The 20509-nt window shown below is 71.0% G+C and carries 16 protein-coding genes; 7 read left to right on the top strand and 9 right to left on the bottom strand.

What is annotated here, in order from left to right; all coding sequences use genetic code 11:
• Positions 1–127 precede the first annotated feature (127 nt).
• Positions 128–1345, top strand: coding sequence for an MFS transporter (locus ACOKM3_RS28915; RefSeq protein ID WP_426903947.1), 1218 nt, complete (start codon positions 128–130; stop codon positions 1343–1345).
• A 110-nt stretch (positions 1346–1455) separates the two neighbouring features.
• Positions 1456–1986 (top strand): FxLYD domain-containing protein, encoded by a 531-nt coding sequence (locus tag ACOKM3_RS28920; RefSeq protein WP_426903948.1) that lies wholly within the window; start codon positions 1456–1458, stop codon positions 1984–1986.
• Positions 1987–2047: 61 nt separating this feature from the next.
• Here the strand turns inward: ACOKM3_RS28920 and ACOKM3_RS28925 are convergent, their stop codons facing one another.
• Both ACOKM3_RS28925 and ACOKM3_RS28930 read right to left on the bottom strand, forming a co-directional pair.
• Positions 2048–3688 (bottom strand): multicopper oxidase family protein, encoded by a 1641-nt coding sequence (locus ACOKM3_RS28925; RefSeq protein ID WP_426903949.1) that lies wholly within the window; start codon positions 3686–3688, stop codon positions 2048–2050.
• A 58-nt stretch (positions 3689–3746) separates the two neighbouring features.
• A complete protein-coding gene (locus ACOKM3_RS28930) occupies positions 3747–4169 on the bottom strand; it encodes a DUF6153 family protein (protein WP_426903950.1) in 423 nt (140 codons plus the stop codon).
• A gap of 71 nt (positions 4170–4240) precedes the next feature.
• On the opposite strand from ACOKM3_RS28930, the gene ACOKM3_RS28935 reads away from it, so the two are divergent.
• Positions 4241–5713, top strand: coding sequence for an APC family permease (locus tag ACOKM3_RS28935; protein WP_426903951.1), 1473 nt, complete (start codon positions 4241–4243; stop codon positions 5711–5713).
• 47 nt (positions 5714–5760) lie between these two features.
• Here ACOKM3_RS28935 and ACOKM3_RS28940 read toward each other — a convergent pair whose 3' ends face one another.
• Complete coding sequence (locus tag ACOKM3_RS28940) at positions 5761–7692, bottom strand: S53 family peptidase (RefSeq protein WP_426903952.1); 1932 nt, start codon at positions 7690–7692, stop codon at positions 5761–5763.
• A 402-nt stretch (positions 7693–8094) separates the two neighbouring features.
• Between ACOKM3_RS28940 and ACOKM3_RS28945 the strand changes: the two genes are divergently transcribed.
• Positions 8095–9456: a glutamine synthetase family protein gene (locus ACOKM3_RS28945; RefSeq protein WP_403857271.1), complete on the top strand. Its 1362-nt coding sequence runs from the start codon at positions 8095–8097 to the stop codon at positions 9454–9456.
• Positions 9457–9498: 42 nt separating this feature from the next.
• Here ACOKM3_RS28945 and ACOKM3_RS28950 read toward each other — a convergent pair whose 3' ends face one another.
• Positions 9499–9915 (bottom strand): VOC family protein, encoded by a 417-nt coding sequence (locus ACOKM3_RS28950; RefSeq protein ID WP_426903953.1) that lies wholly within the window; start codon positions 9913–9915, stop codon positions 9499–9501.
• 52 nt (positions 9916–9967) lie between these two features.
• A complete protein-coding gene (locus tag ACOKM3_RS28955; RefSeq protein ID WP_426903954.1) occupies positions 9968–10495 on the bottom strand; it encodes a pyridoxamine 5'-phosphate oxidase family protein in 528 nt (175 codons plus the stop codon).
• Positions 10496–10626: 131 nt separating this feature from the next.
• On the opposite strand from ACOKM3_RS28955, the gene ACOKM3_RS28960 reads away from it, so the two are divergent.
• Complete coding sequence (locus ACOKM3_RS28960) at positions 10627–13647, top strand: bifunctional [glutamine synthetase] adenylyltransferase/[glutamine synthetase]-adenylyl-L-tyrosine phosphorylase (RefSeq protein ID WP_426903955.1); 3021 nt, start codon at positions 10627–10629, stop codon at positions 13645–13647.
• 87 nt (positions 13648–13734) lie between these two features.
• Here the strand turns inward: ACOKM3_RS28960 and ACOKM3_RS28965 are convergent, their stop codons facing one another.
• Both ACOKM3_RS28965 and ACOKM3_RS28970 read right to left on the bottom strand, forming a co-directional pair.
• Complete coding sequence (locus ACOKM3_RS28965) at positions 13735–13935, bottom strand: hypothetical protein (RefSeq protein ID WP_426903956.1); 201 nt, start codon at positions 13933–13935, stop codon at positions 13735–13737.
• Positions 13936–14071: 136 nt separating this feature from the next.
• Positions 14072–14680: a TetR/AcrR family transcriptional regulator gene (locus ACOKM3_RS28970; protein WP_426903957.1), complete on the bottom strand. Its 609-nt coding sequence runs from the start codon at positions 14678–14680 to the stop codon at positions 14072–14074.
• A gap of 140 nt (positions 14681–14820) precedes the next feature.
• On the opposite strand from ACOKM3_RS28970, the gene ACOKM3_RS28975 reads away from it, so the two are divergent.
• Together ACOKM3_RS28975 and ACOKM3_RS28980 are read left to right on the top strand one after the other, a co-directional pair.
• Positions 14821–16284, top strand: coding sequence for an APC family permease (locus tag ACOKM3_RS28975; RefSeq protein ID WP_426903958.1), 1464 nt, complete (start codon positions 14821–14823; stop codon positions 16282–16284).
• A gap of 388 nt (positions 16285–16672) precedes the next feature.
• Entirely contained in the window at positions 16673–18247 is a 1575-nt protein-coding gene (locus tag ACOKM3_RS28980; RefSeq protein ID WP_426903959.1) for an amidohydrolase, read from the top strand.
• A gap of 40 nt (positions 18248–18287) precedes the next feature.
• Here the strand turns inward: ACOKM3_RS28980 and ACOKM3_RS28985 are convergent, their stop codons facing one another.
• Together ACOKM3_RS28985 and ACOKM3_RS28990 are read right to left on the bottom strand one after the other, a co-directional pair.
• Positions 18288–19124 (bottom strand): phosphatase PAP2 family protein, encoded by an 837-nt coding sequence (locus ACOKM3_RS28985; protein ID WP_426903960.1) that lies wholly within the window; start codon positions 19122–19124, stop codon positions 18288–18290.
• A 75-nt stretch (positions 19125–19199) separates the two neighbouring features.
• The gene (locus tag ACOKM3_RS28990; protein WP_426903961.1) at positions 19200–20246 is read right to left on the bottom strand and encodes a LacI family DNA-binding transcriptional regulator; all 1047 of its coding nucleotides are present in this window, start codon (positions 20244–20246) and stop codon (positions 19200–19202) included.
• Positions 20247–20509: the final 263 nt, after the last annotated feature.

The following is a 20509-nucleotide window of genomic DNA, read 5'->3' on the forward strand; positions in this document are numbered from 1 at the left end:
GCCTGTCACGGCGTCTTAACCTCGCGGAATACTCGCGGAATAGTCGACGGGCGAGACTTTGTTCCGCAAGTAAACTTACGCCTTGCACACCCACGTCTCACGCCCATCGCCACACGAAAGTTCCTTCATGCCCCTCGCCCTGCTCGCGCTCGCCGTGGGCGCCTTCGGCATCGGCACGACCGAGTTCGTCATCATGGGCCTGCTGCCCAATGTCGCAGGCGACCTGGACATATCGATCCCGTCCGCCGGACACCTTGTCTCCGCGTACGCGCTCGGTGTGGTCATCGGCGCGCCGCTGCTCGCCGCGGTCACCGCGCGGATGCCGCGCCGTCGCGTCCTCATCGGCCTGATGGCGCTGTTCGTCGTCGGCAACGCGGTCTCGGCGGCGGCCCCCGACTACCACTCGCTCATGCTCGCCCGCTTCGTGAGCGGGCTGCCGCACGGAGCGTTCTTCGGCGTCGGCGCGGTGGTGGCGACGTCGCTCGTCGCGCCGGAGCGCAAGGCCCGTTCGGTCTCGCTCATGTTCCTCGGCCTGACCATCGCCAACGTCGTCGGCGTGCCCGCCGCGACGGCGATGGGGCAGCAGCTGGGCTGGCGCGCCACGTTCCTCGCGGTCAGCGCGATCGGGCTCGTCGCGATCGCCGCGCTCCTCGCGCTGGTCCCGGCGGACCACGGCCACGGCGAGACGGCGGCGGGTCTGCGGGGCGAGCTGCGCGCCCTGAAGTCCCTCCCGGTCTGGCTCGCGCTCGGCACGACGGTCGCCGGCTTCGGCGCGCTCTTCGCCGCGTACAGCTACATCACGCCGATGCTCACGGACGCGGCGGGCTTCGCGGACGCGTCCGTGACGCTGCTGCTCGCGCTCTTCGGCATCGGCGCCACGATCGGCAACCTGATGGGCGGCCGCCTCGCGGACCACTCCCTGCGCCGCACGCTCTTCGGCGGCCTGACCTCACTGGCCGTGGTCCTCGCCCTCTTCCCGCTCCTCATGCGTACGGAGTGGAGCGCGGCGCTCGCGGTCTTCCTCCTCGGCATGGCGGCGTTCACGACGGGCTCCCCGCTCCAGCTGATCGTGATGGAGAAGGCCTCCGCGGCCCCCTCCCTCGCCTCGTCCGCCAACCAGGCCGCCTTCAACCTGGCCAACGCCGGCGGCGCCTGGATCGGCGGCCTCACCCTCGCCGCGGGCTTCGCCGTAACCTCCCCGGCCCTCGCAGGCGCCGCCCTCGCCGTCCTCGGCGTGGGCGTCGCCTCGGTCGCGTACGCGGTGGACCGCGGCCGCGCCACAGCGACCCCGGGCCGCTTGGTGGCCTCCCACGTCCCGACGGAGCAGGAGACGGTGCGGCGCTGACAGGAGGGGAAATTGGGCCTTACACGTAAGGCCCTTCTGCCCGCTTTCTGTGGGGTTTTTCGGGATTACGGTTACGTGTCCCTTGCGAAGCCGTAGAAAGCCAGCTCACCATGACCACGCCTGAGTACGCCGCCGCCCCCTCCCCGCAGGAGCCCAAGAAGAAGCCCTGGGTCCGGCGCCACAAGTTCGTGACCGGCGTGGCCGGTCTCGCCATCGTCGGCGGCACGATTGCCGCCGCGAGCGGTGGGGAGCCGGCCGAGGCGGAGTCGAAGGCCTCCTCCTCGGCCGCCAAGAGCTCGGAGAGCGACGCCAAGAAGGACGACCCGCTGTCGGTGTCGTCGAACAAGACGAACAAGCCCAAGAACGACATCGATCTGGGCTCGGTCACGACGGACTCGCTCGGTAGCGCGCAGGTGGACGTGACCATCACGAACAACTCGTCCAAGACCTCGGACTACTGGGTCGAGGTGGAGTTCCTCGACGCCAATGGCAAGCGCATCGACACGGGCGTGGCGTCTGAGAACGCCGTGGCGGCCGGACAGGAAGTGGACACCCAGGCTGTAGGCATCGAGCAGGTCCCCGACGGGACCATCACCGCCAAGGTCCTCACCGTCGACCGGTTCGCCACGGCCGGTTCCTGAGGCGCGTCCGGCAAGGGGCGGGACACACGCGTGTGTCCCGCCCCTTAGTCGTTTGCGGTGGTCAGCCGCGGTAGCCCAGAACCGTCATCATGCCCGCCTCCGAGTGGTACACGTTGTGGCAGTGGAGCATCCACAGGCCGGGGTTGTCCGCGTCGAAGTCGGCGGTCAGGGTGCGGTTCGGGAGGACGATCGCGGTGTCCTTGCGGGGGCCGTTCGGCAGGGCGAACGTGTGGCCGTGCAGGTGGACCGGGTGCCACATCGACGTCGCGTTGGCGAAGACGAGGCGGATCCGCTCGCCCGCGCGCACCGGGTAGCGCTCGTCCGGGTCGTACGGCTTCTTGTTGAACGCCCAGTCGTACTTGGCCATCCCGCCGGTCAGCCGCAGCTTGATCGTGCGGTCCGGCTTGCGGGAGGGCAGGGTCACCGAGTCGGCCGAGCGGAGCTTGTCCGCCGTGAGCAGGCGGCCGTCCAACTCCTTGGGGCGTACGGACGGGGGCGGTGTCGAACCCGAGCCCGTGCGCAGTACCGCCATCCCCGACGCCTTCTTGCCCTCCGCAAGCGCCGTCAGTGGGAACACCCCGTCGCCCGCCGTCACCAGCACGTCGTACCGCTCGCCCATCCCCAGCAGCAGCGCCTCCGTCTTCGCGTGCCGCACCGGGAAGCCGTCCGTGTGCGTCACCGTCATCTCGTGGCCGCCGAGCGCGACGCGGAACGCCGTGTCGCCGCCCGCGTTGATGAACCGGATCCGGATGCGGTCGCCGGGGCGGGCCTTGAACGATGAAGGGGCCTCGGGCGTACGGCCGTTGACCAGATAGTGCGGGTACTTCACGTCACCCGCGTCCCCGCCCAGGAGGTCGCTCTTCGCGCCCATCATCATGCGGGAGGGGCCGGAGGAGGATCCGGAGGGTGCGGGGGACTCCTCCGTCCGGGTCGAGCGCATCGACATGCCCTCCATCCCCGGCATGTCGTGGCCGGAGTGGCCGGAGTGGCCGCCGTTCGAACCGCCGGAACCGCTCCCGTGGTCCATCCCCGAGCGCAGCTCCTTCAGCACCGCGTCCGGCGTCGAACCGGCCACCCCGTCGACCCAGTCGTCGAGGACGACCACCCACTCCTTGTCGTAGGAGAGCGGCTCCTTCGGGTCCTCCACGATCAGCGGCGCGTACAGACCGCGGTCCTGCTGCGTGCCCGAGTGCGGGTGGAACCAGTACGTGCCGGGGTGCGCGACCTTGAAGCGGTACGTGAAGTCGGCGCCGGGTGCCACGGACTTCTGGGTCAGGCCCGGTACCCCGTCCATGTCGTTGCGCAGCGCGATGCCGTGCCAGTGCATCGACGTGGGCTCGGGGAGGTGGTTGGCGAGGGTGAGGGCGAGCGTGTCGCCGGCCGTGACCCGGACCTCCTCGCCGGGCAGGTCGCCGCCGTACGACCAGGACTTGACGGTGCGGTCGCCCAGGTCGAGCCGGGTCGCGGCGGCCGTGAGCCGGACCTCGCGGACCCGGCCGTCGGAGCCACGCTCCTTCTCGGCGGCGGCGACCTCCTTGCCCGCGGGATCGACGTAGCCCCGCGGTGCGGCGTCGGCCGTTCCGTGGCCGTCGTGGCCGGCGGACGAGCCGGAACAGGCCGCCAGGGTGCCCGCCCCGGCCACGGCGACCGCCGCGCCGAGCAGGGTGCGTCGGGTGGGGGTGCGCGGAGTCTCCTTGCGCATGCGTGTGTACCTCGCTGTCGGTGAAGGTGAATTCAGGCGCGCGAAACCGGGCGCAGGCCTAAATGCGCAGCACCGACAGCAGGGACAGGAGACTTCGGGGAGGGGGCGGGTTGGGCCGCTGGGCGAAGGACAGCCCACGGGCGCGCGGCCCCGGAGCCGCCGCCACGAGCAGCGGGCGCAGCACCGCCGCCGTCAGCAACAGCAGCGTGAACGAGCCGAGCACCGCCAGGCATACGTTCAGCGGGTCCATACCGCCGTGACCGGGGGAGTCGGGGCGCTCGTGAATCGTGGCGGCGGAACCGTGCGGGGAGCCGTGCTCGGCCATCGCGACCTGCGCGCTCCCCATCGGCATCGCCCCGTCGTGCCCCGCCGGATGCCCCGCCGGATGCCCCAACGTATGCATCACCACGATCCCGAAGAGCAACGCCGCGAACAGCAGCAACCGCTGCCACCGCCCCGTGCCGCTCCTCGTCCTCGCCATGTCCGGCACCTTACCCCCTACCGGTATCCGACGAAGGTGCGCCCTCCTCGTCCCGAGCCGATCATGAGCCCATGACGACAACGGACAATTCGGGGCACGGGCAATCGGTGGAACCGGTCGCGTCGGACGACGGCACCCGCAAACAGTTCATCTCCTGGGTCACCCTCGGCCTGATGACCACGGCCTCCGTCGCCAGCCTGCGGCCCTCGCCCTCCATGGCGCTCTACGGACTCGCCGCGATCTTCCTCTATCTGCTCCCGGCCGTCGTCTTCCTGCTGCCCACCGCCCTCGTCGGCGCCGAACTGGCCTCCGGCTGGACCGGCGGCATCTACCGCTGGGTCAGCGAGGCGCTCGGCAAGCCGCTCGGGTTCATCGCGGTGTGGTGCCAGTTCGCCATGACCATCGCGTACTACCCGAGCCTGCTCGCCTACGTGGCGTCCACCTTCGCGTACGTCATCCACCCGAGCCTCGCCGAGAACGGCCTGTACGTCGCGATCTGCATCGTCGTCCTGTACTGGGCGGGTGTGTACGTGAGTTCACGCGGGACGAAGACCATCGCGGGCCTGTCGTCCCTCGGGCTCATCATCGGCACGCTCGTCCCCGGCGTCGTACTCGTCGTGCTCGGGATCGTCTTCCTCGGGCAGGGCAACCCGTCCGCCGCCCCCATGGACGGAAGTCACTGGCTGCCGCCGTGGACCGGCCTCGCCAGCCTCGTGCTCATCGTCAACAACTTCCTGTCCTACGCGGGCATGGAGATGAACGGTGTGCATGTCTCCTCCCTACGGCATCCGCGCGCCGAGTATCCGCGCTCGATCTTCCTCGCCACGGGACTCGTACTCCTGATCTTCATCCTGCCCGCCCTCGCCATCAGCTGGGTCATGCCCGCGAAGCAACTCAGCCTGACCGCAGGTCTGATGCAGGCGTTCCAGGCGTTCTTCGACCACTTCGGGGTCGGCTGGATGACGCGGATCGTCGGCGTGATGCTGGTGTGCGCGGCGCTCGGCGGCATGCTCACGTGGCTGGCCGGACCGGCGAAGGGGCTCGTGCTGCTGTCCCGCCAGGAGGGGTATCTGCCGCCGTTCCTGCAGAAGTTCAACAAGTACGGCGTTCCGCAGAACGTGATGATCGCTCAGGGTGTGCTGACGACCCTCATCGGCGTGCTTTACGCGTTCAGTGACAACGTCTCCAGTCAGTACTGGATGTTCTCCGTCATCACGATCCAGATCTATCTGGTCGCGTATCTGCTGATGTTCGTGGCCGTGGTGCGACTGCGGCGCTCGCAGCCGGACGTGCCGCGCGGCTTCGTCGTCCCGGCGGTCACCGCCGTCGCGGGCGTCGGGTTCGTGGCCTCGGTGCTCGCGCTCGTCATCGGCTTCGTACCGCCGGACCAGTACGACACCGGGCCGCTGTGGCGCTATCTGCTGATCGTCGGCGGCGGTCTGCTCGTCCTCGGCATCGCGGCGCCGGTCGCGTTCCTCAAGTTCCGCAAGCCGAGCTGGATCCACCCGGACCACAGGGACCCGGTCATCGGCGAACAGGGCTGAGCCCCGGCGGCGAGGTGAGCGCCCACCCGCCGCCGAGGCGCCTTCGGTCAGCGGCGGTACGAGTTCACGTAACCCGGAGCCGGCGAGCCGACCCCCGTCACGTCGTCGTAGCCCCTGACGGCCTTCAGCGAGGCGTCCTTGCCGAGGCTGCGCACCGAGGTGAGCAGGCCCTGTGACGCGTCGTAGCTGTTCGCGAAGTCGACGCGCGCCACGGCGAGGTCCTTGCCGGTCGGCTTGTCGACCACGTCGTGGTACTTGGCCGAACCGTACCGGTCGTAGATCGCCGGGTTCGCGAAGCCGAGCGGCTTGCCGCCGCCGGTCTGCTGCGCCAGCGCCTGCACACCGGCGACCACGGGCGCGGCCAGCGAGGTGCCGCCGATGCGGTACTCGTCGTAGCCCTGCGTGCCGTCGGGCAGCGTCTGCGTCTGGCCCACCAGGAAGCCGGTGTTGGGGTCGGCGATGGCGGAGATGTCCGGGACGACGCGGTGCGTGCCGCCGTTCGCCTTCGCCAGCGCGTCCGGCACGACGCCCTTCTGGTAGTCGGGCTGTGCGACCGTCTTGCTGGTGCCGCCGCCCGCGCCCGAGTTGTACGCGCCCGGGAAGTCCGTCCAACTCTTGCCGTCCGCGGCCAAGTTGGACTTCAGCGTGCCCCAGCCGGTCTCCCACTGGTACGTGTCGCCCTTGCCGACGGCGAGCGAGGTGCCGCCGACCGCCGTCACCCACGCCGAGTTGGCGGGCGTGTCGACCTGCTTCGTACCCGTCGACGCGACGTTGTCGCCGTTGTCGCCGGACGAGAAGTAGAAGCCGATGCCCTCGACGGCGCCGAGCTGGAACACCTGGTCGTAGGCGGCGGCCAGTTCGGGCGTCTGGTTGGCCTCGATGTCGCCCCAGGAGTTGGAGACGATGTCGGCGAGGTGGTCGTCGACGACCTTGCCGAGCGAGTCGAGCAGATCGTCGTCGTAGCAGGAGGCGGCGCCCACGTACGTGATGTCGGCGGCCGGAGCCATCGCGTGCACGGCCTCGACGTCGAGGGTCTCCTCGCCGTACCAGCCGGCCGCGTCGCACTCCTTGGTCCTCGTGTACTTCTTCGGCAGCACCTGCTTCAACTGCCGTGTGCTGTACGGCGCGTCACCGTGCTTCTTCGCGTACGTCGCCGCGTCCTTGGCGATGGTCGGCGAGGCGTACGCGTCGGTGATCGCGACCTTCACACCCTTGCCGGTCGCCTTGCCGGCGCCGTACGCGGCGCGCAGCTGCTTGCCGGTGTAGCCCTTCGGGGCGTACGGGACCTTGGTGCCGTACGCGTCCGGGAGCGTGGTCGCGGTCTTGGAGCCGTAGTACGTGGAGAACGGGCCCGCGTTGCGGAACACGGCGCTCGGCGGCGGCAGCTGGTCCTGCTTCGTCGCCTTGTGCGGGGCGCTGTCCAGGCCGGTCACGGTGAGCACGGCGCCGTCGAGGGATGCGGGCACGGAGGCGGCGCCGGACGGGGCGCGGTAGGTGTGGCCGCCCTTGGTGTAGTCGTGCAGCTGGGTGCCGAAGGCCTTCTCGGTGGCGGCGACGTCGCCCGAAACGGAGAGGTAGTGCGTGGTGGATCCGGTCACGGTCAGGCCCGCGGACTTCAGCCAGGCCGTGACCTCGGATATCTGCTCTTTCGTCGCCCCGAAGCGGCTGCGCGCCTCCTTGGCGCTCAGATACTTCTGGTACTGCGCGGACGACGGGTCGGCCACGGACTTCGCGTACGAGGCGAGGCCCTTGGCGTCCCGGCCGGCGAGGTAGACGCGCGCGGTGACCTTGCCGCCGTCCGCGGTGGCGCCCTTGTCGGCGGACCCGGTGGCCCACAGCGGCTTGGTGCCGGAGAGGGTGTCGCGGGCCGGCTGGGCGTGGGCCGGCGCGGCGAGTGCGAGGGCGCCGGCGAGCAGCGGAAGGGTGGCCGCGATGCTCAGGCCTGCCCGGGTGCGGCGTGCGCCGCGGTTGGATCTCATGTGGTCCCCCCTGGATAGAGGTGCTGGAGACGCTGGGGTGCATGTGTAATGCACACGCAGAAAGGCCCACTCTTGCCAACAACCGTTCACGCGGGGGAAATGGGACGATCAAGAAGACGTCAAGTCGGCTCAACTACGGTCGCGATAGGCCGATTTGGGGGCATCAGGGGTCGGCCCGCCGCCCGTCGTGCGGTGCCGCGCCGGCCGCCCGGCGGCACGGCTCGCAGGGCGGGCACTATGACCCAGGGGCGTTCGACAGGCACTATGAACACATCACCGGCCGATCAGTGGCGATCAAGGTCGGCAACGCGTCGGAAACGGTCGTGTGGTGGGATGTGACCAGGCCCTCTGGGCGGCATGGGAGCAGCAGGCCTGACCAGCAAGGATGGGTGGAAGCGAGAGATGGACAAGCAGCAGGAATTCGTGCTCCGTACCCTTGAGGAGCGCGACATCCGGTTCGTACGTCTGTGGTTCACGGACGTGCTGGGCTTCCTCAAGTCGGTGGCCGTGGCTCCGGCCGAGCTGGAACAGGCGTTCGACGAGGGCATCGGCTTCGACGGCTCGGCGATCGAGGGCTTCGCCCGGGTCTACGAGTCCGACATGATCGCCAAGCCGGACCCGGGCACCTTCCAGGTCCTGCCGTGGCGGGCGGAGGCCCCCGGCACGGCGCGCATGTTCTGCGACATCCTGATGCCCGACGGCTCGCCGTCCTTCGCCGACCCGCGCTACGTCCTGAAGCGGGCCCTGGCCAAGACCTCGGACCTCGGCTTCACCTTCTACACCCACCCCGAGATCGAGTTCTTCCTGCTCAAGGACAAGCCGCTGGACGGCACCCGCCCGGTGCCCGCGGACACCTCCGGCTACTTCGACCACACCCCGCAGAACGTGGGCATGGACTTCCGCCGCCAGGCGATCACCATGCTCGAGTCGATGGGCATCTCGGTCGAGTTCAGCCACCACGAGGGCGCGCCGGGCCAGCAGGAGATCGACCTCCGCTACGCCGATGCGCTCTCCACGGCGGACAACATCATGACGTTCCGCCTGGTCATGAAGCAGGTGGCACTGGAACAGGGCGTCCAGGCCACCTTCATGCCCAAGCCGTTCTCCGAGCACCCCGGCAGCGGTATGCACACGCACCTCTCGCTCTTCGAGGGCGACCGGAACGCGTTCTACGAGTCGGGCGCCGAGTACCAGCTGTCCAAGGTCGGCCGCTCCTTCATCGCGGGCCTGCTGCGCCACGCGGCGGAGATCTCGGCGGTCACCAACCAGTGGGTGAACTCCTACAAGCGCATCTGGGGCGGCTCGGAGCGCACGGCGGGCGCCGGCGGCGAGGCCCCGTCCTACATCTGCTGGGGCCACAACAACCGCTCGGCCCTCATCCGCGTCCCGATGTACAAGCCCGGCAAGACGGGCTCGGCCCGCGTCGAGGTCCGCTCCATCGACTCCGGCGCCAACCCGTACCTCACCTACGCGGTCCTCCTGGCGGCCGGCCTCAAGGGCATCGAAGAGGGCTACGAACTCCCTCCGGGCGCCGACGACGACGTCTGGGCCCTCTCCGACGCGGAACGCCGCGCCATGGGCATCGAACCGCTCCCCCAGAACCTCGGCGAGGCGATCACCCTGATGGAACGCAGCGAACTCGTCGCCGAGACGCTGGGGGAGCACGTCTACGACTTCTTCCTGCGCAACAAGAAGCAGGAGTGGGAGGAGTACCGCTCGGAGGTCACGGCGTTCGAGCTGAGGAAGAACCTGCCGGTGCTGTAGGGGCAGGTCAGGGGCGCGCATTGGTGTGGCGCGCCCCTTTGGTCACAGCGTGTCCCGCAAGGGGACCGTGGAGCGTTTGCGGTATTCCTGGATGGCCCAGCCGTTGCCGTCGGGGTCCGTGAAGTGCATGAAGGTGCCGCCGTCGTCGGGGGCGTACTGGATCGGTTCGGAGACGTCGAGGCCGCGGGCGCGAAGTTCCTCGTGGGCCGCCTTGATGTCGGTGACGACGAGTTGCATGCCGTGGTACGTGCCGGGGGCCGCCGTGCCTGTGGGGCTCGGGATGCCGGAGGCGAGGGCGATCGAGCAGCCGGAACCCGGGGGCGTGAGCTGGACGACGCGGGCGCCCGGCATCACTTCGGTGTCGATGTCGCAGTGGAAGCCGACCTTGTCGACGTAGAAGGCCTTGGCCCGGTCGATGTCCGAGACCGGGATGGTGATCACTTCCAGGGTCATGTCCATGGAGGCAAAGGTAGGGGCGAATTGTCGGTTCCGGCCCGGCGGCGGCGGGTGGTCACCCGAATTGCCAGCGGGTCTGGGTGAACTCCTCGCCCTTGCCGAAGCCGAAGACCGTGGTCGGGGTGACGGAGAAGACCAGGGAGGGGCCTTCTCGGCCCTGGAACGCGCCGTCGGGGCGGACCTCGAAGTGCCAGGCCGGGCCGTACTTCTCCTCCCAGGCCTTGGCGAGGGCGTGCAGGCGTTCCGGCTCCGTGACCCGTGTCGCCGGGCCCTCCACCACCACGTCGAAGCCCGCCGCCCAGGTGTTCGTGCCGGTGGTGAGGACGACCTCTGGGTTCTCCGCGAGGTTGAGTGACTTGCGTTCGTGTGCGCCGGAGGTGAAGTGGAGGGATCCGTCCTGCCAGAGGGCGAGGAGGGGTGTGACGTGGGGGCGGCCGTCGGGGCGCACCGTGGAGATCCAGAAGAGTTCGGCGCCGGTCAGTAGCCGTTCGGCCGCCGCCCACGAGGTGGGTTCGGCGCCGGGCGAGCTGTAGCGCGGGTCGATCGACGTGTGCGGAGTACCGGTGTGGGCGTCGTACGGCATCGTGGGCGGTCCTCTCCGTGTACGTGGCCACTCGTACACGAGTGGAGACCTGTCGCGGCCGCACAACTCATCGGTGCAGCCCGGAGCGCAGTAGGCTCAAGGCCACCGTTGATCGAACAGGAGGCCGGGCAATGACGTCGGTGCCGCACGAAGGGGGAGGGTGGACGGGCGGCCGCAGAAGCAGCACCTTCACCCGGCTGCTGCGACTCGGCTTCACCGATCCGTCCACCGCCGAACGGCTGCTCGACGCCCCCGCCCTGTCCGCCGTGCGCGCCGACCCGCTGCTCCTGGACGCGCTCGGCGGCGCCGCCGACCCTGACCTGGCGCTCCTCGGCCTCGTCCGGCTGGTCGAGGCGCAGGAGGACGAGACGGCGCGGCGCGAGCTGCTCGACACGCTCGTCGCGGCGAAGCCGCTGCGCGACCGGCTGCTCGGCGTGCTCGGCTCCTCCGAGGCGCTCGCCGACCACCTCGCCCGGCACTCCAAGGACTGGCGGGCCCTGGTCACGTACGAGTCGGGCGATCTGCACCCCGGCGTGGAGGAGTTCGAGCAGGGGCTCGCCGAGGCCACCGACGAGGTGTCGCTGCGCGTCGCCTACCGGCGCTGCCTGCTGTCCATCGCCGCCCGCGACGTGTGCGGCACGACCGACATCACCGAGACCGCCGCCGAACTCGCCGACCTGGCCACGGCGACGCTGCGCGCGGCCCTCGCCATCGCCCGCACGGCGTCCCCCGCCGACGCCGCGCTGTGTCGGCTCTCCGTGATCGCGATGGGCAAGTGCGGCGGCCACGAGCTGAATTACGTGTCCGATGTCGACGTCATCTTCGTCGGGGAGCCCGCCGACGGGTCCGCCGACGAGGGGAAGGCGATCCAGGCCGCGACCCGGCTCGCCTCGCACATGATGCGGATCTGCTCCGACACGACCGTCGAGGGCACCATCTGGCCCGTCGACGCCAATCTGCGGCCGGAAGGGCGCAACGGTCCGCTGGTGCGCACCCTGTCCTCGCACCTCGCCTATTACCAGCGCTGGGCCAAGACCTGGGAGTTCCAGGCGCTGCTCAAGGCCCGCCCGGTCGCGGGCGACCCGGACCTCGGCGAGGAGTACGTCGCGGCCGTGTCGCCGATGGTGTGGCAGGTGTCCGAGCGGGAGAACTTCGTGCCCGACGTGCAGAAGATGCGCAAGCGGGTCGTGGCCAACATCCCCGTCGGCGACGTGGACCGTGAGCTGAAGCTCGGTCCCGGCGGCCTGCGCGACGTCGAATTCGCCGTCCAGCTACTGCAGTTGGTGCACGGCCGCTCGGACTCCGCGCTGCGCAGCGGTACGACCCTGAAGGCGCTCGCCGCACTCGCCGACGGCGGATACGTGGGCCGGGTCGACGCCGTGCAGCTCGACGACGCCTACCGTTTCCTGCGCACCCTCGAACACCGCATCCAGCTCTACAAGTTGCGGCGCACCCACCTGGTCCCGGAGGACGATGCCGACCTGCGCCGCATCGGCCGCTCGATGGGCATGCGCACGGAACCCATCACGGACCTCAAGCGGGCCTGGCGGCGGCACACCTCCGTCGTCCGCCGGCTGCACGAGAAGCTGTTCTACCGGCCGCTGCTCGACGCCGTCGCCCAACTCGCCCCCGGCGAGACCAGGTTGCGCGCCGACGCGGCCCGCGAGCGCCTCGTCGCGCTCGGCTATGCCGACCCGAGCGCCGCGATGCGGCACCTGGAGGCGCTGGCCTCCGGGGTCAGCCGCAAGGCCGCCATCCAGCGCACGCTGCTCCCGGTGCTGCTCGGCTGGTTCGCGGATTCGGCCAACCCCGACGCGGGACTCCTCAACTTCCGCAACGTGTCGGACGCGTTGGGCAAGACGCCCTGGTATCTGCGGCTGCTGCGCGACGAGGGCGCGGCCGCCGAGAACCTGGCGCGGATCCTGTCCGCGGGGCGTCTCGCCCCCGACCTCCTCATGCGCGCCCCCGAAGCGGTGGCGCTGCTCGGCGACGAGCGGGGCCTGGAGCCGCGCGGACACGCCCAGTTGGAGCAGGAGGCGCTCGCGGCGGTGCGGCGCGCGGACACCGGCGAACAGGCGGTCACCTCGGCGCGCGCGGTGCGCCGCCGCGAGCTGCTGCGCACGGCGGCCGCCGACATCATCGCCTCGTACGGCACCGAGGACACCCCCGCGGTCGCCGACCAGGGCGCCCTGGTGGACCAAGTGGGCTCCGCAGTCTCGGACTTGACGGCCGCCACGCTCGCCGGGACGCTGCGCGCCGTGGTCCGCGACGGCTGGGGCGACACCCTGCCCACCCGCTTCGCCGTCATCGCCATGGGCCGCTTCGGCGGGCACGAGCTGAGCTACGGCTCCGACGCCGACGTGCTGTTCGTGCACGAACCCCGTGAGGGCGTCGACGACCACGAGGCCGCGCAGGCCGCCAACAAGGTCGTCTCCGAGATGCGCAGGCTCCTCGCCCTGCCGAGCGCCGATCCGCCGCTGCTCATCGACGCGGACCTGCGTCCCGAGGGCAAGTCGGGCCCGCTGGTGCGCACGCTCAAGTCCTACGAGGCGTACTACCGCCGCTGGTCCCTGGTCTGGGAGTCGCAGGCGCTGCTGCGGGCGCAATACGTGGCCGGGGACGAGGAGTTGGGCCGGTCGTTCATCGAGCTGATCGACCCGCTGCGCTACCCCGCCGAAGGCCTCGGCGACGACGCCGTACTGGAGATCCGCCGCCTCAAGGCCCGCATGGAGTCGGAGCGGATGCCGCGCGGCGCCGACCCCACGCTCCACACGAAACTGGGCCGCGGGGGTCTTTCCGACGTCGAATGGACGGTGCAGCTGCTTCAGCTGAGGCACGGGTGGGCGGAGCCGGGGCTGCGCACCACGCGCACCCGCGAGGCCCTCGCCGCCGCGTGCGCCGCCCAGCTGATCCCCGCCGAGGACGCGGCGATCCTCGACGAGGCGTGGGTCCTCGCCGCGCGCGTGCGCAACGCGGTGATGCTGGTGCGCGGCAGGCCCGGCGACACGTTTCCCTCGGACGGGCGTGAACTCGGGGCCGTGGGGCGGTACTTGGGGTACGACCCCGGGCACGTGGGGGACATGCTGGACGACTACCGGCGTACGACGCGGCGTGCGCGGGCCGTGATGGAGGAGTGGTTCTACGGCGGGTGACGGGGCGCGCGGCGGGAGGGCAAATCCAGCCCCGCCGGCGATTGAGGCGCGGGGTCCGGGGCGGAGCCCCGTGGCCGGGGGACGGTGTTACATCAACTTCGCGGAGACCGTGCCGGACAACCACGGCAGGCCGGAAGGCCCCCGGTGGGCCAGGGCCGTCTCCGCGGCCGTCCGCTCGTCGGCGGACGCGTGCTTGCGCTGGAGCGCGCCGAAGGGGTGGGACTCATCGCCCGGAGCCGCCACCCTCGCGCCCTTACGTACCGCTGCCGTTGCCGTTGCCAGTGCCATGAAACCGGCCCTCCGTCCGTACCGTCGAGGTCTGGACCTCCGACGATCCCCTCGGACGGGCCGCGACGGCAGATGCCATCGGTCGTGAACGCGCGGGACGAAGGTCCCGGCGCCCTACGCGATCCCTACACGCGGCCTACGCGTCCAGCAGCACCCGGCACCGCGCCACGAACCCGGTGAGCGCCAGCTCGAACGCCGCGTCCGTGCGCCCCTCGGGCCCGGCGCCCAAAGCCCGCTCCAGCAGCGGAGTGCGCCCCTCCTCCGACGGCTCCCACATCGTGTCGGGCGCCGCCATGTCCAGCGCCGAGCCGAGCACCATGTTGTCCAGGGCGATGATCACCGGCATCACGTCCGGCAGCGCGAACCCCGCGTCGAGCAGCAGCGCCACCGCCAGCTCGTACTGCGCGAGGACCCTCGGCGCCCGCACCGGGTGCGTCGTCAGGAGCGGGATCGCCTTGGGGTGCGCGGCGAACGCGGCACGGTACGAGCGGGCCCACCCGGCGATCGCCTCGTCCCAAGGGAGGCCCGAGGTCAGCGGCGTCTCGTCGATCGCGGAGCAGATCCGCTCGCGCAGTAGCTCCACGATGCCGTCGCGGCCCTCCACGTGGTGGTAGAGCGAGCCCGCCTGTACGCCGAGCCTGCGCGCCACCTGCGGGACGCTGAACTCGCCGTTCTCGTCGACGATGCCGAGCGCCGCCGTGGCGATCCGCTCCCGGTCGAGGAGGGGTGTGCGCGGCCGCCCCATCCAGGTCCCTCCTCAGTGGCTCCACAAAATCGGGTCTTCCCGTATGCCCAACGGGAGGTTACATTGCGAAAACCAAAAGCCTTTAGATTTACGCCCGTCCGCCGCAGTGCGGGCCGTCCTCCAGAGGGGCTTCCTGCCGCATGCCCGTGACCTCCCCGAAGACGAAGACGAAGACGCAGACGAAGGCAGCACCGCCGAGCGCGTCGACCGGCCTTCGCACCGGCACCCTCGGCACGTCCGACATCGCGTTCTTCGTGATCTCCGCCGCCGCCCCGCTCACCGTCATGGCGGGCGTCGCGCCCATCGCCATCGCGCTCGGCGGCGTCGGAGCGCCCGCCGGATACCTGCTCGCCGGCATCACCCTCGCCGTCTTCGCCATCGGCTTCACCGCGATGAGCCGCCATGTCACCGGCGGCGGCGCCTTCTACTCGTACATCACGCAGGGCCTCGGCCGGCCCGCCGGAATCGGTGCGGCGCTGCTCGCGATGGTCGGCTACAACGGCATGGAGATCGGCGTCTACGGGCTCCTCGGCTCGGCGACCCAGGACACCGTGCACTCCCTGTTCGGCGCGGACGTGCCCTGGCTGCCGGTCTCCCTCGTGGGCCTGGTCCTGATCTGGTACGGCGGCTTCCGCTCGATCGACTTCGGCGCGAAGGTGCTGGGCGTGCTGCTGGTCGCGGAGACCGGGATCCTGGTGCTCCTCGCGGGCGGCGTGCTCCTCAAGGGCGGCGCGCACGGCCTCTCCCTGGCCTCCTTCGCGCCCGGCAACGTCCTCGTGCCCGGCACGGCCGCGGTCCTCGCCTTCGCGTTCGCCGCGTTCACCGGGTTCGAGTCGACCGTCATCTACCGGCGCGAGGCCCGCGACCCGGACCGCACCGTGCCCCGCGCCACGTACATCGCGGTGGCGTTCCTCGGCCTCTTCTACGCGTTCACCGTGTGGATCGCCATCCAGTCCTTCGGCGACGCGGAGGTGGTCGAGGCGGCGGGCAGCGACCCGGCGAACCTCTTCTTCACCGCGATCACCACGTTCGTCGGGGGCTGGGCGGCGGACCTGATGCACGTCTTCATCGTCACCAGCGTCATCGCCTCGCTCCTCGCCTTCCACAACGCGATCAACCGGTACGCGCTCGCTCTCGCCGACGAGGGGGTCCTGCCGCGCGCCGTCGCCCGCATCCACCCCAAGCACCGCTCGCCGTACGTCGCCGGGCTGGCCCAGACCGTTCTCGGCGCGGTCGTCGTGCTCGGGTTCTGGGCGGCCGGGGCGGACCCGTACGACCAGCTCCTACTGTGGGTCAACACCCCAGGAATGCTGGGCCTGATGGCCCTCCAACTCCTCGCGGCGCTCGCGGTCCCGTTCTTCTTCCGCCGGATCACGCACCAGGAGGGCGCGCTGCGGACGATCGTCGCGCCGGTCGCCGCGACGCTCCTCCTGGGGGTGGCGATCGCCCTGGTCGCCACCCACATCGACCTCTTCACGGGCGCGTCCCCCCTGGTCAACTGGATCCTCCTGGCGGTGGCCCCAGCAGTCTTCGTCCTGGGCCTGGCCCTGGCCTGGCGCCTACGCCGCTCCCGCCCGGAGGTCTACGCCCGGTTCGGCCAGTGACGCTCCTCCGCCACGGGGCTCCGCCCCGGCCCCCGCGCCTCAAACGCCGGCGGGGCTTGAAAGACCGGGGCTCTGCCCCAGCCCCCCCGCGCCTCAATCGCCGGCGGGGCTGGAAAACGGGACTCCGCCCCGGGCCCCGCGGCTCTCGTCCAAGAGCGGGACTTGAAGTCCACCTGGCCGCAGGGATCTGCTTTTCAGGGGCGCGGGGAACTGCGCAAAAAACCCGGCCACATACAGAACCGCACCCTCCGACGCGAAGAGTGCCCCGACAGGGGCGCGGGGAACGGCGCAAAGAACCCGGCCACAGCCAAAACCGCACCCGCCGACGCGAACCGCACCAGCCACCCACCCCCGCGAACCCCGAAACGGAACGGAGTCACCCGCACCCATGCCATCCGCCGACCTCCTCCTCACCAACACCCACATCCGCACCCTCGACCCCACCCAGCCGGAGGCAACCGCCCTGGCCGTGGCCGGAGGCCGTATCGCGGCGGTCGGTGACACGGACGACCTCGTACGGGACTGGGCAGGACCGGGCACGGAACGGCTCGACCTCGCCGGCGCCCACGTGGTGCCCGGCCTCGTCGACTCCCACAGCCACCCCGTCTGGGGTCTGGAGATGGCGACCGGCGTCGACCTCAGCGGCGTACAGGACCTCGACGCCCTCCGCGCCGCCCTGCGCACAGCGGACCGGCTCGGCGGGTGGGTCGTCGGCTGGGGGCTCGACCACAACGCCTTCGAGGGCCGGCCCATCCACCGCGAGCTGATCGAGGACGTACTCGGCGGCGCGCCCGCCTTCCTGCGCCTGTACGACGGCCACTCCGCGCTGGTCAGCGGCGCCGCCCTGGACGCCGCCGGGATCACCGGGCCGCGGTCCTTCGCCCAGCGGGCCGAGGTCGTCTGCGACGGCGAGGGGCGGCCCACCGGGTACCTCGTCGAGCACGCCGCCATGGACCTGGTCTACGAGGTCGCGCCCCGGGCCTCGGACCAGGACCGCCGAGCCGGACTCGTCGAGCTGCTGAGCACCATGGCCGCCACCGGGCTCACCGGGGCCCACGTCATGGACGGGTCGGGGCTCGACCTGCTCGCCGCCGTCGAGGAGGAGACGGACCTGCCGCTGCGCCTCACCGTCTCGCCCTGGTGCATGCCGGGCGTGGACCGGGCCGGGCTCGACGAGCTCGTCGCGCTGCAGAAGCGGGGCGGGAGGCGCTGGACGGTCGGAGGCGTCAAGTTCTTCATGGACGGCACCGTCGAGGGCGGCACCGCCTGGCTGGAGCACGCCGACTGCCACGGGCAGGGGACGGACGCCTTCTGGCCGGACCCGGCCGCGTACAGCGCCGCCGTACGACACCTGCACGCCGCCGGGGTGCGCACCGCCACGCACGCCATCGGTGACGCCGCCGTCCGGCACGCCCTCGACACCATCGAGGCGCTGGGGGAGAGCGGCCGGAACGCGCACCGCATCGAGCACATCGAGTCCGTGCCCGACGACACGATCCCGCGGTTCGCCGCGCTCGGCGTCGCCGCGTCGATGCAGCCGCCGCACACCGCGTACACGAAGGGCGACCACAGCGACGAGTGGTCCAAGCGGCTCGGTGACGCCCGCGCCGCCCGCGCCTGGCGCACCCATGACCTGCGGGACGCGGGCGCCGTGCTCGCGCTCGGCTCGGACTGGCCGATCGCGCACTACGACGCCCGGAAGGTGCTCGCCATGGCACGGGTGCCGGAGGGCGCGGCCGGGCCCGCGCAGGGGCTCACCGGCCTCGAAGCGCTGGAGGGCGTCACCTCGCACGCGGCGATCGCCGCGGGTCAGGCGGCGGAAGGCGGACGTATCGCGGTCGGCCTGCGCGCGGACCTCACCGTGCTCGGCCTCGACCCGGTCACGGCCCCCGCGGACGAGGTCGCCGAGGCCCCCGTCGTCCTCACCGTGACGGACGGCCGGATCACGCACCGGGGCGCCTGAGCCCAAAGGAACGGGGGCGCCCGACGCCCCCGTTCCCCACCTACGCCTTGACCGGCACCAGTGGTGGCGCCACGAGCCGGGGCAGCGCGTACGGCAGCGCCCCGTACCAGGCCCGCGCCACCGCGAACCCGAACGCCAGGCACAGCACGCCGCCCACCGCGTCCAGCCAGAAGTGGTTCGCGGTCGCCACGATGACCACCAGGGTCAGCGTCGGGTACACGAGCCCGAGGACCCGCACCCACGGCACCGACGCCAGCGCGAAGATCGTCATGCCGCACCACAGCGACCAGCCGATGTGCATCGACGGCATCGCCGCGTACTGGTTCGACATGTTCTTCAGGTTGCCCGAGGCCATCGAGCCCCAGGTCTGGTGCACCGCGACGGTGTCGACGAAGTGGCCGCCGCCCATCAGCCGCGGCGGCGCCAGCGGATAGAAGTAATAACCGACGAGGGCGACCGCCGTCGTCGCGAACAGCGCGAGACGGGTCGCCGCGTAGCGGCCGGGATGGCAGCGGAACAGCCACACCAGGACGCCCAGCGTGATGACGAAGTGCAGTGTCGCGTAGTAGTAGTTCATGCCCACGATGAGCCAACTCACCGAATTGGCGGCGTGGTTGATGGTCTGCTCGACCGCGATCCCGAGGCTGTGTTCCGCCCGCCAGATCCAGTCGGCATTGCGCAGCGCCTGTGCCTTCTGCTCCGGGACCGCGTTGCGGATCAGCGAGTACGTGTAGTAACTCACCGCGATCAGCAGGATCTCGAACCAGAGCCGCGGACGCCGCGGCACCCGAAGGCGACGCCCGGCGCGGTCTTCCGCGATGGGTGACGGTGTGGCCTCTTTTCGGCCTTCACGTGTCGTCACGGTCGTTTCACCCATAGGCACAGAGTCTGCCAGATTCCGACCCCCCGACCGATCATCCCTTGGGCGGGTCACGGGCGCACCCGCTACGCCCTACGGACGAGGCCGAACCCCTACGGACACCGCTGCTGACGCGGCCGTGGACCCCCGAACCACCAGCTCCGGCATGAACACGAATTCGCTTCGGGGCGCGGGCGTGCCGCCGACCTCTTCGAGCAGCGTGTGCACCGCCGCCTGACCCATCGCGTGCACCGGCTTGCGGATCGTGGTCAGCGGTGGATCGGTGAACGCGATCAGCGGAGAGTCGTCGAAACCGACCACGGAGACGTCCTTCGGCACGTCCATGCCGCGCTCCCGGACCGCCCTGATCGCGCCGAGCGCCATCATGTCGCTCGCGCAGACCACCGCGGTGCAGCCCCGGTCGAGCAGCGCGGAGGTCGCGGCCTGCCCGCCCTCCAAGGTGTAGAGCGAGTGCTGCACGAAGTCGTGCTCGATCTCGTCCTCGGGCAGGTCCAGCCGCTCCGCCATCGTGCGTACGAAGCCCTCGATCTTCCGCTGTACGGGCACGAAGCGGCGCGGACCCACGGCCAGGCCGATCCGGGTGTGGCCGAGCGAGAGCAGATGCGTCACGGCGAGCCGGGACGCGGCCCGGTCGTCCGGCGAGATGAAGGGCGCCGCGACCGCCGGCGCGTACCCGTCGACGAGTACGAAGGGGACGCCCTGGCCGCGAAGGCGTTCGTAGCGCTGCGGGTCGGCGGTGGTGTCGGCGTGCAGCCCGGAGACGTAGATGATGCCGCTGACATCGCGGTCGACGAGCATCTCCGTGAGCTCGTCCTCGGTGGAGCCGCCGGGGGTCTGGGTGGCCAGGACCGGGGTGTAACCCTGCCTGGTCAGGGCCTGCACCACGACCTGGGCGAGCGCCGGGAAGATCGGATTCTCGAGTTCCGGGGTGATGAGGCCGACCAGTCCCGCGCTGCGCTGCTTGAGGCGCACGGGGCGCTCGTAGCCGAGCACGTCGAGGGCGGCGAGGACGGACTGGCGGGTGGCCGCGGCGACCCCCGCCTTTCCGTTGAGCACACGGCTGACGGTCGCTTCGCTGACCCCCGCTTGTGCTGCGATGTCGGCAAGGCGTGCGGTCACGGGACGCGACCTTACCCGTCACTCGCCGCATTGCCCACCGAACGGGAAGTACCGGGCGGGCAAGCCGGGTTGGGCCACCGCCACCCGGAACGGTGAACCGGACGAACGGCAGGTCGCCGAGGGGGTGTCCGGCGGTAGTTTGGTCCGGCGAGCCGAGGGTCCTTCTGACGGGTCGGGCCGGTTGCGGTGGCAGCGCGTGGGTGGCCGCACATGTTCGGTGCCGGCGAGCGGGATCCGGTGCGTGCCGGTCCCCGCGACTTCGG

It is taken from the genome of Streptomyces nidicola (genome assembly GCF_050106155.1).
In the GTDB taxonomy this organism is placed as follows: domain Bacteria; phylum Actinomycetota; class Actinomycetes; order Streptomycetales; family Streptomycetaceae; genus Streptomyces.